The organism is Rhodoferax sp., from assembly GCF_023700745.1.
GTDB lineage: Bacteria > Pseudomonadota > Gammaproteobacteria > Burkholderiales > Burkholderiaceae_C > Rhodoferax.
On record NZ_JAMPYG010000007.1, the window covers coordinates 83,269 to 100,696 of the forward strand.

General features: G+C 65.5%; 1 protein-coding gene (cut by both window edges). It reads right to left on the bottom strand.

Every position in this 17,428-nt window falls within one protein-coding gene, locus tag NDJ10_RS07890, for an LEPR-XLL domain-containing protein, read on the bottom strand. The gene is 41,928 nt long; 13,648 of those nucleotides lie to the left of the window and 10,852 to its right, leaving coding positions 10,853-28,280 in view — codons 3,618 (partial) to 9,427 (partial); reading right to left, the first codon wholly in view occupies positions 17,424-17,426. Both codon boundaries (start and stop) fall beyond the window edges.

Below are 17,428 nucleotides of genomic sequence, written 5' to 3' on the forward strand. Positions count from 1 at the left end.
TTCAGGATCTTGACGTCGGTCTGCGGGTGGCGCAGGTTCACGTCGAACTCGAAGGTGTCTCCAAAGGCACTCGCACTGAGGCTGACGTTGTTGGTCGAGGCCGCGTTGTAGGGGATGGTGTCGACCTTGATGTCAACGACCGAGGAGCCGTCGAGCGTGTCGATGTGGTTGACCACCAGATCAAACTCGCTGTTGTTCTCGATGTACACCGAGTCCCAGCTGCGCTGGCTGTCGACTAGCCCATGATTGCCCCAGATGCGGCCGTTATGCCCCGAGATCGCGTTGGCGTAGAAGGTCAGCTTGCCCGCCGTGTCGTAGACGATGTCGTCCAGGATGACTTGTGGGTTGCTCGGATCGGAGGCGACCAGTATGTCGCCGATGCCCTTGCCGGCATTGACGCCCAGGAAAGTGATGTTGCTGAGCGACTGAATTACACCGTCCTTGTCGATCACCAATTCCGGATTGGGCTCGCCCAACAGGTAGACGTGCGATTCCCAGAAGATGTCGCGCTGGCGGGTTGTCGACGAGCTTCCGTTGTGGTGGGCCGGGCCGATGTAGACACCGCCCGGATTGCTGTCACGCGTGTTGCTGAAGTTGTAGTCGAGCGCATTCACGTCGACGTTGGTGGCCCTCAACACGGCTTCCCAGTAGCCCTCGATCTTGGCGTTGTTGGTCACGTTCGCATTCGCGTCACCGGTGGTCGATCCGCCAATGGCGTAGAGCCGGGCCTTGGCACGGGCGTAGTTGTCGGTCTTGGAGTAGATCGACTGGATCAGGATCGCGTCGTCGGCGCGAATATTCGAACTGTTCGCGAGAACGACGACGCTGTCGCTGTTGATCTCCGCTGTCGAATGCGCCACCGCTGCGCCGCCGGCACCACCGGCGGTGGTGTTGGTGGTGGCGCTGGCGCGGTTGCGCACGATCTCGGAGTTGAGCGTGACCGTGTCGCCGATCAGATCGGCGCTGCCCTGCAGCGTGATCTCGGCGCCCTTGAACTGGTTGTAGTAAGTGGCTGACTGCAGCGTGACCTTCTGGTTGTTCCATATCGATGACGCGGGATCAATAAAGTCGGCGCCGTAGACTCTGGCGATCGCCGTGACGTTGGTGCTGACACCGAGCCCGCCGCCATAGGCTTCGGCATTCGCCGTGGCATTGTTGTCGACCTTGTTTTCGATGAGCAACGCACCACCGGCAGTCAAATCACCGTTGATCTTCTGGTCGACACCGAAGTACAGGTACGATTCGGCGCGGCCGTTGGAGCCGGCACCGAGGCCTCCGCTGCTGGATTGGCCTTGGCTCGACACATAGGAGTTGAGCTTGCCACTGACGGTCAGCGTGTCCACGGCCTCGATCCTGGCGTTGGTAGCAATGTCGATCAGGCTGGTGTTCACACCCCTGGCGTAGGCCTCAGAGCCTTCGAGAGAGATGCCACCGCCGCCGGCGCCATCGGCAGTGGCCACGGCGCCCATGCGGCTGTCGGTGGTGATCGTGACATTCTTGGCGTACAAGTCGGCACCGGCGAGCACGGTGAAATTGGTGCTGACGACCTGGCTGGCATAGGTCCTGGAGTCCTTGTTGTTCCAGGCACCACCGCTGCCGCCGCCGGCCGATCCGGTGACGACACCGTCGGCAGACTCCGGCAGGTTGAACCCTGCGGCACCGCCGACACCGTCGAACTGGCCCGAGATCGAGTTGCTGGTGATGTCGTAGATCAGCTTCTGACCGCTGGTACCGGTACCCGTCAGGTCGATGCTCTCCTTGACCAGCGAATGGCTGCCGATGCCGTAGGTATTGCCGCTCAAGTTGAGCTGAACCGCATTCACACCATCGGTCGACAACTGGTAACCCGCAGCGTCCTTGTTGATCACGTAATAGGCACGGCCCGGGGTCAGGTTGCTCAGCGTCTGCTCACCAACGCCCAGAAGCGAATGCCCATAGAGGCTGCTCGAATAGGACAGGTTGAGAACGACCGGCGCGACGTAGAAATCATCTGCGGTTTCGTCGCCATTGTCCGGGTCGCCGTCGTCGACCGTCCCGTTGTTATCGATATAGCCCTGGGTATCGGCATAGCTCGCGGCCAACCGGATGTAGTTGCCGTTGAAGTTGTACGCCGTTCCGACGTTGCCGTTAAAGCTGCCACCATTGATGACCCAATAGTGGTGACCGCTGATCAGTCCGGCAACGTTGACGCCGTCCACGGCGGTGTAGATCACCTCTTCGCCGTTCACGAAGCCGTGATTCGGCAGATAAATCCGGCCCATATTGACGAAGTCCTGGGTGGACGAGTACTCGTTGGCATCGGTGTTTGGATCGTCGAGCGTGACATTCGCGTCGACGAAGGCAGAAACAAAGGTGCGCGCTGCGGCCGGGTGATAGGTCACCACGTCGCCATTGCTGAATGGCGTGCTGGCGTCCAGGATCTTGTCGTTGGCGTCGTCAATCATGCCGCGTGTAAAGGTGTCGGTCACTTCGACGAAGCCGATGGTCTGCAGCTTGATGTGGTCGACGTCGACCACCTTAACCTGGTACTTGACGCCGTTGGTCAACCCGGTGATGGCGCTGCCCCCATTGGCGTCATAGATCACCTGGTCGCCATCGACAAAGGTATGGCTCGGGATGTAGATCGTGTCGTAGGTCGTGTTCACGGCGCCCGTGTTGAAGTCGGCACCGAGATAGACCGTGTTGGCATCGCGCACGACGACCGTGTACTCCTTGTTCGCCGCCAGACCGCCACCGGTGGTGCCGGTCCAGGTGACGACCGAGCCATCGCTGAGCTTGTGCGGTTTGCCGAAGTCGATGTAGTTGCCCGAATCACTCGATCCGGTCACCGTGCCATCCGATACATTGCCACCGGTGCCGCCTTGCAAGGCGGTCAGGGTGATGTTGTTGCCGGCCTCGACCTGCTGCGTGTTGCCCACGGTGAAGTTAACCGTTCCGGTGGCGCCCGCCTTGGTCACCACCGAGCTGTCGCTGATAAAGCCGCCGCCGCTGGCGCGGCCATAGGCATCGGCATCCGTCAGCAGGTTCGCCATGCCAATGATGTCGTGGCTCACGCGCATCACGCTGCCGGTGCCGCCGAACGTGGCGTTCATGGTGTGCACCGTGGTCGCGTTCGCCGCGCCGTTGCGGAAGTCGCCGAGCAGCGAGCCACCATTGGCTGCCATGGTCGAATTGCTGGTCGACAGCGCGATGGCGTCGAAGTTGATGTCCTGCGCTGCCGCGATCGTGCCGTCTCCGACGTCGCCTTCGAAGGTCAGCGTCGTGGCACCGCCGGTCGACACATTGGCCGTGACGTTGGCCACGTTGACGCCAAAGGCGAAGCTCCCGGAATCGGCAGCACCATAGGCTTCGTTGCTGTGACGTGCAGCGATGTTGATGTCGCCGCCCGACGAGGTCAGTGACATGTCCTGCCCCACCTCCACGCTCACTGCCGACGTGTTGTTGATGTAGATGACGACCGTGTTGACTGCAGCCAGACCCGCAAAAGAGGTGGCGTCCGCGGAACCGAAGGCACCGTAGCCATCGGTATAGCGCAGGAACCTGCCTTCGCCGGCGTTGTAGGTTTCGTCGTAGTTCACGAGTCCGACAATGCCGACGCTCTGCGCCGCATGGATCGACCCGCCCGTGCCGGTGCTGATGTCGACGCCAGCGTTGAAGGTGGAATGGGTATCCGACGACGAGATCGAGACGCCACCTGCGCCGTTGACCGAGGTCGCCGAACTGTCCGACTTGCCGACCAGCTTGGCCTGCAGGTTGAAATCGGTCGCCGAATCGACCTGAACGCCGCCGCCGATGCGCCCAATGACCTGGGCATTGTTGGTGGCACTGGTGTCGGCACCGGAGAAGGTGCCTCCGGCGGCAATCGACACGGCGCCCGTGATCGCGGTCACATTGGTGGTCAGATCCGCGTCGAGGTGGATGCCCCCCACATGGGAGGTGATCGTGGTCGTGCCCTGATTGGCGTCGCCCTCTTCGGCGCCGATGCGGATTTCGGCGCCGCCGTTGTCGACCACCTGCACGTCGAGCAGGCTCACGGTGGCCAGCCCTGCCGCGCCCGTGTTGAGCGCTGCGGCGGTTGCGGTGTAGTTGCCATCCGCCAGCAGCGTGATGCTGGCGGCAGAAGTCGTGCCGCCCTTGCCGATGTAGGCGCGGGTGTCGCTGTCGAGTTCGGTCTTAACCGTTGCAGCGGCGAGCGAGACGCCGCCGGCGATGCCAGTGTTCTTGGACTGCGGCGCTGCCGTCGTCGTGCCCATGGCGGTCATGCCGAGGTCGCCGTCGATCGTCACGGTGCTGCCGCTGCCAATGAAGACTTCGGTGTCGTGCGCCGCCTTGGCGGTGATCTTGGTCGACGAAATGGCCGCCAGCCCGCCGACCTTGGCGCTGTTCACATCGGCGGTGACGGTCACGTTCGACGTGGCGTTGAGGGTGACGTCGTCGGTGAAATTCACCGTCGTGTCGTCGCCGATGTAAGAGCGCGTCCGAGACGACTGCCCTGCACCATCGCCCACGGTGGCAACCACTTCCATCTTGCTCACCGACACCAAGCCGGCGCCGCCGGCGGCGTCGATGCTGGCGTTCGCCATCGGGGCGCCGGTGGTGGTCGTGGCGTTGGCCGTCAGGTCGGCGCCGCCGAGGTTGACGATCGAGCCGTTGCCGACGAAGGCCTCCGTGATGCGGCTCGCAGTCGCCCGCGACTCCAGCTTGTCGACGCTGACCAGGCCACCAAAGCTGGTGCTCTTCACCGTCGAATTGGCTGCTGCAGTCGCCTCCGAGGCCGTGAGGTTCACAGCGCCCGCGGTCAGGTCCGTGTAGCTGCCGACGTACGCGCGGGTCTTGCCCTGCATGTCCGCGACGGCCGTGGTGATCGACACGCCCACCAGGCCCGCGATGTTGAAGCCTTCAGTGACGGCGCGCGCCTCGGTGCGGCCGGTGGCCACAGCGTCGACGGTGCCGCGGGTGTTGCCGTCCTGGCTCAGGATGTCGATGTCGACCAGCGACGGTCCCGCCGCCTCGGCGTTGCGGCCGACGTAGGCCTCGACGTTGTTGCTGGTCAGCGCCGTGGGCTGTAGGCCCGCAACCGACACGCCACCGGCCACCGTGACATTGAACAGCTTGGCATCGGCCAAGGCGTCGCCGTCGGCCGTGAGGTTGAGGTCCGTCACGCGCAGTTCGGCGCCGTCCCCAGCGTAGGCGCGCGTCGTGCCGCCCGCAATGGCGGTCGGCTTGTAAAGACTGATTCCGAAGAATCCCGCGCCGGCGGCGCCTTGGGCACGTGCAATCGCGTCGATGTCGCCGCGCGCCGAAATGTCAACGGCATCAGTGCCGCCGGTCACCTTGACCACGGAGCCCGGTTTCCCTCCGGCGTTCACGCCCTCGGGCGCGCCAATGTAGGCTTCGACGATGCCGGTGGTTTGCGCCACCGCCTTGAGATCTGCAGCGCTGGCAAAGAAGGAGACGGCAATCGTCTTGGCCTCAGCCTCGGCCTTGTTGACGACACGATCGACACCACCGAGTTTGCCTGCGTTCACGTCGAGCGTGCCGGCCAGGAGGTTCACGCCGTCACGCACAAAGGCAGACGTGGTGCCCGATACCGTGGCCGTGGGCTTGTAGATGCCCACTGCGATCACGCCGCCGGCATCCACGCCGAGCAGGTTGGCCACGGCGTGCATGTTGCTGTCGGCCACCACCGTGATGGCGCCACCGCCGACGTTGACATCGGTGGTGACGTTGCTGGCCACCTGGCCGCTGCCGGCGCCGATAAAGGCCTCGACCTTGCCATTCACCGTGGCATTCGACGTCACATCGCTGCCGCCGACGAGGCCGCCGATGGAGATGCTCGCACCGGCCACGTTGGCCTTCATCTCGGGCGCGTCGGCTAGGATGGCCAGGCCGCTCGCATCAAGATCGACCCCCTGCCCCACGTAGGCCCGCACGGCGCCGGTCACGTTGGCGTTCTGTTGTATCTTCGACAGCGTGACGAGCGACAGGCCGACATTCACCACGGTGGGTGTCGCCAGCATATTGCCGATGGCCGTGATGTTGACCTGACCGTCGATATCGACCACACCGGCATTGCCAGACGGTGTCACACCTGCGGCAGAACCCACATGGGCGTCGACGGTACCGGTCACATTGGCATTGGCGGTGATGTGCGAAGCGGCCACGCCAGCTGACACGGCAAAGGCGCGGGTGTTGGAAACCGCGTCGTAGTCGCCGTCGGCCTTGATATCGAGCGTGCTAGCCTGCAGCGTGCCGCCCTGCCCCACAAAGACCCGGGTCACGCCCGCAACATCGGTCAGCGTGTCAAAAATGCTGATCGCTGCCAGACCACCTAAATTGCCGGTGAAGCCAGCATCGCCGAAACCGGCGGTGGCATTCATGTCCGACCAGGCGTTGATGGTCACCGCGCCAGTGATGTCGGTGATGCCAGCCCCGCCGGTGACCGGCCCGTTGAACGGCGCACCGACATAGGCTTCAACCGTGCCGTCGACCAGCGCATTGGCCCGCAGGACCGACACCGACGCCAGCCCACCCAGGCTCATCATGGTGGTGGTGGCGGTGGCGTTGTACTGCACGCGGTCGCCCGAGTTGCCCGCTTCCACGATGAGCGAGTCCGCCGTGACGGCCACACCGTCGCGCAGGTAGGCGCGGGTCTTGCCGCTCAGCTCGGCGGTCGGTTCTGCCGCGTTGACAGTCAGACCAAAGCTCGCGCCTACAAGATAGGTATTGGCAACCGCATCCATGGTCGCGTCAGCGTCGACGACAACCACGCCATCACCGGCATCACCACCGGAAATCGTTAGCAAGGGCGCTGCAGTGGCAGAGGCGCCGCGGTCGTTCTGCGCGCCGATGAAGGCCTCGACCTCACCGGTCACCTTGGCCAACGAGGACAGCAGACTTACTGACGCGAAGCCAGAGATCGAGCCCGACCTCACGTTGGCGGTGGCGTCCATGACATCGCCGTTGGCGGTGATGTCGAGTCGATCGGCCACGAGCGTGGTGTTCTCGCCCACATAGGCACGCACCGCGCCCGACACATCCGCCGTCGGCAGCAGCACATTGACCGTGATGCCGAACGAGGCACCAAGGCCTTCTGCGGCAGCCACGGCGGTCTGGTTGCCGTTGGCGTCGATCATTGCGCGCCCATCCACGCCGGCCGCATCGGTCAGGGTGATGATCGTTGGCGCGCCAGCCGTCGGTGCCACACCCGCTTGCGCGCCGGTGAAGGCCTCGGTGCGGCTGTCGATGGTCGCATCGGCGATGGTGACGTTCAGCGCCGCCGCGCCGCCGATGGCGTAAAACTCGTTGAGCGAATAGGCCTGGTCGTTCGAGGTCGCCACGAGATCGAGTTCGCCGGCAACGACGGTTGCGCCTTCGCCCACATAGGCCAGCGTATCGCCGACCACGCTGGCGGTGGATTTGGTGACCGTTGCGCCAGCCAACAGGCCGAAGCCACCGGCCAGGCTGTCGGCACGGGCTTCGTAGGTGGAGTTGGCCAGCACATTGAGCTTGTGCGTGCCGATGTTCAGTGTCGTGATGGTGAGCGGCGACGGGTTCAGCAGCGCCGACGGGTTAAACAACACGCTCGGATGGCCGCTGCGAGTTAGCTGATGGCTGGCGCCACTGCCGGTGGACGTCAGGTTGATCGCAATGCGGCCGTTCAGGTTGTCCTGGTGCGCCAATGGCTTGACGCTGGTGTCGGGGTTGCGCAGGATTTCAGCCAACTGGATCTGCCCGGTATCGCCGGCAATGACGTAATACTGCTTGCCGCTGGTCAGACCACCGATGGCCGTGCCACCACCAGACGAATAGGTCACGATTTCGCCGGTCACAAAGGGCGACGCCTGCGGCGCGAGGTGGAGCCGGTCAAGCCGGGTGTCGGCGACCTGTGTCGTCTCGGCGTGCCGGCCCACATAGGCCTCGGTCACGCGGTTCACCTGTGCATCCATGATCGCGAGCGCGCCACCGATGCCAACGCCGCCCACGGAGATCGAAGTACCCGTCGGCTTGGCATGCGCGAGGCTGTCGGCCGTGACAGAGGTTTCGTCGCCGGTCGTCACGGTGGTGTTGCCGTCAATGTAAGCACGCGTGGCGCCTTCGATCATGCCGATCGACTCGATCGCAGAGACGGCAAACCCGACCATCGAAGCCGAGAAGCCGATCACTTCCGGCGTGACCGTATGGTCGCTGTCCGCATCCACCTCCACGGCCCCGCTGGCCAGCAGCGTCGCGTTCCGGGCAAAGGCCTGGACGTCGGATTTGATAATTTCCACCGCACGCGCCCCCGCGGCAGCGCCGCCGATGCCGTAAGCCACGGCAGCCGCGTCGGCCTTGGTGTCGACCTTGCCAGTATCGACGTCAAGAGAGTTCTGCTTGCTGTCGGCGATGATCTGCAGGTCGCCAGCGCCCGACTTAACGGTACTGTCTTCGACCGACGCGACAGTCACCGAGGAAATGGTGTTCTCAGCGAGCGCGATGCCCGCGGCAAAGGCGGACAGACCGCCGGCAACGGTCGCAGCATTGACGTCGGCCGTGGCACTTAGCCGGTCATGCGCTTCGACCTTCATCGCGCCGGCAAGCGCACGCACATCCGAGTTGTTGCGCACCTGGGCCTTCGTCGTGCGCGTGACGATGTTCGTCCCGCTCGCACCCGCGCCGCCGACGGCGCCGCCGAGGCCGACGGCCCCCGCAATCGCGTAGGCATCGGGCGTGGCGAAGAGTTCGCTCTCGGATCTGGCCAAAAGCGTGAGTTCACCAGTGGTGGCCCGCACGAGGCTGTTGTCGATCACGGCGCTGGTGGTTCCGGCCAGCGTGTTGGACGCCTCCGCAGCTGAAATGGCGAGCGAACTCGCCGCAAAGCCGGCGGCAATCGACACGGATGCCGCCGTGGCATCGGCCGTACTGTGGATCGAGTCGGTCGCTTTCACGATCACGGCGCCACCCGCTGTCACGCCCTTCAGCGCGTCAACATCGGAAGAGGCCCCGAGGATGTCGGCCTCGACAATCTGGCTAATCGTGTTGTTGACGATCGCCCCGGCGCCAGCGCCGGACAGCGCGAAGCCGCCAGCCACCGACACGGAAATGGCCACCCCCTTGCCGTTGGACGAGACCGTGCTGTCAGCCAGCGCGGTTTCCCTGACGTCGACGCCAGCGTCGACGTCGCTGTCACTGATGCGCGTGCGTACCGTGCCGTTCAGCGACACACTCGACTCGGCATACGCCACCGCTACTGCGACGGACCCGCCGCCAGCGAAGGACCCGCTGACGGCGACGCCGTAGACGTCGTTGGTGAAGGCAGTCCGATCTGTGGCAGTGAGCAGCACCGAGCCGGCCGTGGCATCCACGTCCGAGCCATCGGCGATCAACGCCTCGACCAGATTGGTGGACGTCACCGACGCCAGCGCGCCCGCGGCCGAAACCGACCCGGATATACCGCCTGCGCCGCCAAAAGAGACGCCAACCGCCACGCCAGTGGAATCGACCGAGCCGTTGGACAGCGCGTCGAGCGTGATGTTGCCGGTGTCGGCCGTCACGGCGGAACCGGAAATCATGGCGCGCGTGCTGGTGCCAAAGTTCACTTCGGCCATCGACAGCGCCAGCGTCATGTTCAAGGCGCCCGCCCCCGCGCCGCCGACGCTGACCGACACCGCGGTCAGTTCGGAATCGATGGTCGAGCTGTCGGTCGCCGAGATCTCGACCCCGCCGTTGGCGTCGACATCGGAGCCGTTGACGATGCTGGCCTCCACATCATTGGTCAGCGTGTTGCCGGCCAGTACTGCAGCGACCGCCACATTGATCGACACGCCGCCCGCGCCGCCCACGGCCACGCCCACGGATTGGCCATAGGCCTCGAGCGAGCTGGCCGCAGAAGCGTCGACGATCACGTCGCCGGCGGTGCTGTTCACCGTCGAATCGTCGATGGTGGCCAGCAAGCTGCCACCTAGCGTGTTTTCGGCGTACGTGACCGAGACCGAGACATTGACCGACAACCCGCCGGCGCCGCCGGCAGAAACGCTGACCGCGCCCAGTTCGGACAGGATGTGGGCCTGGTTGTCGGCTTCGACCATGATGTCGCCACCGGCGGTCACGTCGTGGCTGCCATTGATGCTCGCCTCGATCGCGTTGTTGATCTCGTTGAAGGCGATCACGCCGGCGCCCGCGACGTTGATCGACACGCCACCGGCGCCGCCAGCAGCAAATCCCACGGCAATGCCGAAGGAATCGATTTCCATCCGGTCGGAGCCATCGACGGTGGACGCCGACACATGCACCTCGCCGGCGGTATCCACTTGCGAGTTCGCAATGGTGGCCAGCAAGGCATTGCCGACGCGCACGTCGTCGGGTGTCGTGCCGTTGGGCTGCAGGTCGCGGTAGTCGATGTTGCCATCGCCGTTGATGTCGAAGCTCGAGCCGATCTTGGCCTTGAGCGCATTCTTGTAGTTGGTATCGGGCTGTCCGACCGCGAAGACATTCAGAGCGCCCAGCGCGTCGATCGCCTGGTCCACCGTCAGGTTGTCGTCGGCGGTCGATGTGTCGTCGGGCGTGTCCATGGTGTCGTCGGCACCAGCCTCTGCCATGTCCTCGAAGATACCGTCGGCGCCTGCCCGCAACTCGTTGAGCTGCGTCAGCACAGCCACGCCTGCGTGCAGGTCCTGGAAGTCGATGCTCCCGTCGCCGTTCCAGTCGAAATCGAGGCTCGACGACATGGCGTTGCTGGCGTACACCAGCGCGCCGGCCATGTTGACCGACACCGCACCGGCGCCGCCGGCCGCCGCCGAGACCGAGACCAGCACGGCCTCGATGCCGGACACATCCGTCGCGCTGACGGTGACGGCACCGTCGGTCAGATCGTTGGCATCGACGTCGCTGCCGCCCTTGATGCTGGCCTCGACCGTGTTGCCGCTGATATTGGTCGCAGCGACCGCGCTCATCGCGACGTTGATCGACACGCCGCCGGCACCGCCGGCGGCTACACCGACCGCCTGGCCCAGCGCCGTGATGGTGTTGTCGGCATAAGCGTCGACCGTGACGGCACCATCGGTGCTTGCCACCGTGGCGTTGTCGATGGTCGCCAGCAGGCTGCCGGCCATCGTGTTCTCGGCGTAGGTGGCCGAGACGGCGACGTTCACGGAGACCGCACCGGCGCCGCCCGCCGCCACGGTGATCGCACCGAGTTCGGACAGGATATGCGCGCCATCTTCGGCGGCCACCGTCACGTCGTCATCGGCGTTCACCGTGCTGCCATTGGCAATGCTGGCCTCGATATCGTTGTCAATCTGGTTGAAAGCGATCACGCCTGCGCCCGTCACGTTGACCGAGACGCCACCGGCACCGCCGGCAGACACACCCACGGCAATACCGAAGGACTCGATCGCCATGTGGTCGGCACCGTCGTCGGTGGTCGCCGCCACGGTGACCGCACCCGCCGTGTCGACGGTCGCACCGTCGATGCTCGCCAGCAGCGAACTGCTGATGCTGTTGTTGGCGTAGACGCCGGCAATCGAGACGTTCACCGACGCGGCACCGGCGCCGCCGGCCGACACCGCGGCCGACACCAGGATCGCCGAAATGTCGGACACGTCCGTCGCACTGACGCTGACCGCGCCAAAGGTCGCATCGTTGGCAACGACGTCGCTGCCGTTGCGGATGCTGGCCTCGACCGAATTGGTCGTGGTATTGGTTGCACCGACACCGGCCAGGGCGACGTTGATCGACGCCCCGCCGGCGCCACCGGCGGACACGCCAACGGCCACGCCGATGGCCATGACGTCGTTGTCGGCATAGGCGTCGACGACGATCTCACCACCGGTGCTGTTCACCGTGGAGTCGTCGATGGTCGCCAGCACGTCGCCACCCATCGTGTTGGCTCCGTAGGTCAGAGACGCCGCCACGTTGACCGACACCGCGCCGGCACCGCCGGCGGACACCCCGATCGCGAGCAGGAGGGCATCAATCTCGGCCTGGTCCACGGCCATGACGGTTACGTCGTCGCCGGCCGTGACCGTGCTGTCGACGATGCTGGCTTCGATGCCGCTGCCGACCTCGTTGAACGCAATGACACCGGCTCCGGCCACGTTGACCGAGACGCCACCGGCGCCGCCGGCCGCGATGCCCAGGGCGATGCCGATGGCGGTGATACCCGAGCTGTCGCCCGTGACGTCGTCGTGATTGGAGGCCGACACGGTGACCGTGCCGGCGGTGTTAACGGTCGACGAATCGATCGTGGCTGTCATCGAGTTGCCCACTTCCGTGTCGTCGGACGTCGTGCTGGTGAGCAGCAGGTCGCGATAGTCGATCGTACCGTCGTCGTTGACGTCGAAGCTGGTGAGCGTGTTCAGCGCCGTCAGGTACGACAGCGACGTCTCGAGGTTCGTCACGAGCGTCGGATGCGCCGCGAGGTAAGCGTCGATGGCCTCGTCGAGCGTCAGGTCATCGGCGCCCGACAGCACGTCGTCGCCCGTACCGTATTCGCCGTCAGCGCCTGGGCGATCGCCCACGACACCATCGTCCCCTGCCATCAGGTTTCTCGTGGCTTCCAGGCGGCCCACGCTATTGCGGAGCGCGGCCACCTGCTCCTGGACGTAGGCGTTGATCGCCCCGGCTACCGTCAGGTCATCGTTGACGTAGAGGGCAACGTCGTCATCGTCAGACGTGAGGACGTCATCACCGGTTCCATACACCCCGTCGCCGCCCGGCGAGTTACCGGTAATCGTGTCGGGGCCGGGGAGGTAGCCGGCCAATTGTGAACCGAGGGCCCCGTCCTCACCCGCCTGCAGGTCGTGCAGCCGGCTCAGGATGGCCACGCCTTCGTGCAGGTCACGGGCATCGATGACGCCGTCGTTGTTCCAGTCGAAGTCGGTCCGCGACGACAGCGCGTTGCTGGCATAGACGAACGCACCCGCCACGTTGACCGACACCGCACCGGCACCGCCGGCGGCGACGCTGGCCGCTGCCAGCACCGCAAAGATGTCGGACACGTCCTGCGCCTGCACCGTCACGGCCCCGTTGGATCCGTGCATGGCGTCGACATCACTGACGCCCTTGATGCTGGCCTCAGTGATGTTGGCAATGGTGTTGGTCGCTGCCACGGCGCTGAGCGCCACGTTGATGGACACGCCACCGGATCCGCCGGCCGAGATGCCGACCGCCAGGCCGAAGGCCTCGATGAGGTCGTCGGCGAGGGCTCCGACGGTCACCGCTCCGCCGGTGGTCACCACTGTGGAGTCGTCGATGGTCGCCAGCAGGTTGCCGCCGATGATGTTCTCGGCGTAGGTGGCAGCGACGCTGACGTTGATCGAAGCCGTGCCGGAACCGCCTGCGGCAATCGACACCGCACCCAGCATGGACAGGATGTGGGACTCATCCAACGCCGAGACCGTGATGTCGCCAGCGGCCTGAACCCCGATGTCGTCGATGAGGTCGTCGCTGCGGACAATGCTGGCCTCGGTCGAGCCGGTGATGGTGTTGAACGCTACCGCGCCGGCGACCGCGACCTGCACCGACACGCCGCTCGCCCCGCCGGCCGAGATGGCAGCAGCAAGGGCAAAGGACTGGACGCTGTCGTCGGACAGCGCCTCCACCGTGATGGCGCCAGAGGCGGAGTCGACCGTGGAATCATCGATCGTCGCCAGCGTGTTGCCATCGATGGTGTTGCTGGCCAGGGCCACGGAAGCGGCGACACCCACGGCGGCCGCGCCGCCGCTGGCCGACACCGATACGGCGGCCGCGAAGAGCATGGCCTGGATGGCCGAGCTGTCCTGCGCAATCACGTCGACGCTGCCGGTGGCGTCGACGTCACTGCTGGTGATCGACGCCTCGTAGCCGCCTTCGATGGTGTTGAGCGCCACCGCGCCTGCCACCGAGACGCCGACCGCTGCGCCACTGCCACTGACGGCCACGGACACGGCGGCAGCCACCGCCAGCGAATCGATGATCCGCGAATCGCTCAGCTCGATCGTGTTGGCATCGATGACCGTGACGCGATAGCGCCCGCCGTCCACCAGGCCGCTGGTGTCACTGCCCAGGGTGCTGCTGTAGGTGAGGATATCGCCGGTCTCGAAGTGGTGGTCCGAACCAAAGATTATCGTGTCGTCGAGAACGCTCGTGCCGCCGTCGAGCACCGCGACGTCTTTCAGCTTGATGCTGAAGTCGTCAGCCACAACGACCTGGTACTTCGCACCGTTGACCAGGCCGCTCGCGTCGCTTGGCAGCGTGGTGCTGTAGGTGACGATCTGACCATCGGTGAAGGCGTGGCCGGTCTGCAGCTTGATCGTGTTCGCGTCGATGACCTCGACACGGTACTGCTGCCCGTCCTTGAGCCCGCTGGTGTCGCCGACACCCAGGCTGCTACGGTAGGTGAGGATCTCGCCATCATCAAAATCGTGCGTCGCCGAGCCGAAGTCCAGCTCGTTCGTGCCCGCATTCAGCGTGACGCTGCCCAGCGCTACCTCGATGCCCGAAGCACGGGTCAGCGTATTCGTCCCGGCGGTCCAGTCAACGGCCGAAAGGTCGACCACGGCCCCGAACGTGAGCGTGTCGCCATTGGCGTCCACGTCGACGTTCTCGTCGAGGGTCACGCCGCCCAGCGTGTTGGCGCCGCTGGCCCAGATCGGCGCCTGGGGTTTCAGCTTGATGCCGAACTCGTCGACCACTTGGACGGTGTACTTGGCACCATCGACCAGACCGCTCGTGTCGCCGCCCAGGTTAGTGTCGTAGGTGACGAGGTCGCCATCATTAAAGGTGTGACCGCTTTGCAGCTTGATGGTGGTCGCATTTACCACGATGACGCGGTACTTCGTCCCCGATACCAGGCCGCTGCCGTCGGACAGCAGGTCGCTCTGATAGGTCGCCAGGTCACCCGTGGCGAAGCCGTGTGCCGTCGTGAACGTCAGCGTGTTGTCGCCGGCGTTGACCGCAACGGTGGTGTCTGCGGGCACCGCCGTGGTGACCAGTTCGACCTTGGCACCCTTGTTGGTGGTGAGCGAACTCTTGCCATCGGCCCAGGGCGCCGCCGCCAGCAGGTCGATGGTGGCGCCGCCCAGCGAGAGGGTGTCGGTCGTGGTGTCCACCAACACCGTGCCGTTGAGGGTCGCGCCGCCGAGGGTGGTCGTACCGCTGCTCCAGGGGTCGGCAGCCTTCAGGTCGACCGGCTGATCGGGCGACTTCAGGTCGGCGAAGCGCCGGTCGCCGTCGACGACCAGCGTGTTGTTGCCGCCGGCCCAAGGATCTGCGAGCAGGTCGCGCACGCCGCCGTCGTTGGCGAGCACGCTGACCCCACCACCTGCTGTGACGACCGAGTCATCGATCGTCGCCACAGTGTCGCTGCCGATCTCGTTTTCGGTCAACGCCAGCGAGAAGCCAACCGCCACGGCGGCCGTCGTGCCCACGGCCACTGCGACGCTGGCTGACACCAGCTTGGCCGTGATCGACGAGCTGTCGACCGCCAGCACGGACAGCGCGCCATCCGCGTCCACGATGCTGTGATTGACGATCGAGGCCTCGACCTCGTTGGTCATGACGTTCTTGGCCCAGGCGCCAGCACCGGAGATCGCCACACCAACACTGGTGCTGGCCGCCACGCTGACGCTGGCGGCCGCGGCAATCGCGTCGATCGAGTTGTCGGCCAGGGCCGAGACGGTCACGCCGGGGTTGCCGAGCAGGCTCGTTGCCGTCACGTCCGAATCGTTGATGGACGCCCGGCTGCTGCCGTCGATGGTGTTCTGGGCCAGCGACACGGCCAACGCGAGCGAGCCGGAGACCGACCCGCTGGAAGCGGACACGGCTACCGCGGCTGCGATCACGTTCGACGAGATCTCGGCCATGTCGGTGACGCCGACATCGATGCTGCCCACTGCGTCGAGCGTACTGTTGCCCTCGATCAGCGCCTCGGTGGAGCCGCCGATGCTGTTGGTGGCCGAAGCCGCAGCAAAGCCGCCTGCCAGGGTGACCGTGCCGCTGCCGGCCGCCACGGCCAGTGCCACGGCGATCGTATCGGCGTTGATCTCGCTACCGGCCTTGGCCGTGATCGACACGGCACCGCCGCTGTCGACATCGGAATTACTGATGCCGGCCAGTGTTTCGGTGGTGATGGTGTTCGTCGTGACCGACACGGCGCCTGCCAGGGACAGGTTGACCGTGCCCGAGCCGACGGAGACCGACGCGGCGAGCGTCCCCAGCGTGGCGTCGATCGTGCTGTCATTGTCGGCCAGCAGGGTGATCGGGCCGCCAGCACTGACGAACTGCGCGTCAGGCGACTCAGCCGCATCGGCATAGGCGATCACTGCCTGCACCGTGCCACCGATCGTGTTGGTGGCGATCGCCGCACCGACGGCGCCGCTGAGCGAGACCGTGCCGCTGCCGGCGGTGACAGCCACGCTGGCGGCCAGGCCGAAGGCGTCGATGATCTTGACGGAGGTCGCCGTGATGTCGAGCGCGCCACCGGCATCCAGCGCCGAATCCAGCACATGCGCCTGGACGTCGTTGTCGATGATGTTGCTCGCCACGGACACTGCCGCGGCCAGGCTCAACGAGACCGTCGAGCTGCCCGCGGTCACGCTTACAGCCGCGGTCGCGACGTTGGCGTTGATGCTGGCCTCGTCGGTGGCGCTTATGGCGGCATTGCCATTCACATCGACCGTGGAGTCGCCGATGACACCGGCCTCGATCGTGTTCGTGATGGCATTGGTGGCGTTCGCGCCGGCACCGGCGCCAGTCAGGGAAACCTGTCCGCCGCCGGAGCCAACGCCGACCGAGGCCGCGATGGCCGTGGCCTTGATCGAGCCCTCGGACGAGGCGTTCAGACCCAGCTTGCCGCCGGTGGACTCGACATCCGAGGCGCCCTCGATGACCGCGCGGGTGGTGTTCGTGATGTCGTTGTCGGAGTCGCTCACCGCCACGGTCAGCGCGCCGGCAGCGCCGCTGCCGCTGACGCTCACCGAGGCGGCCACCGCGACCAGGGTGGCGCTGATGTCCGTCTTATCCACGGCGTCAAGCGTGACGTCGCCGACCGCCTGCACGTCGGCACTGCGGATGACGGCCAGCACCGAGTTATCGGTCTCGTTGTAGGAGCGGGTGCCCGCGCCGCTCAAGCCGACGGACGCGCCGCTGCCGCTCGATGCACTGACACTGACGGACGCTGCCACCACGATGGCACTGATGTCCTTGTCGGAGGAGGCATCCATGTCGACCACGCCGGTCAGCGTGGCGTCGACATCGTCGACCAGCGCCTCGGTCGTCGCCTTGATGATGTTGTCGGAGGCCGACACGTTCACGGTACCGGCCACCGAGATGTTGCTGCCGCTCGACGACGACACAGCCAGCGACGCCGAGACGGCGTTCGCGGTGATGTTGCCGCTGTCGGTCGCGCTCACGACAAGGTTCCGCGCGGCGACGATCTCGTCCTGGTCGACCACGCTGTCGCTGTCCGTCA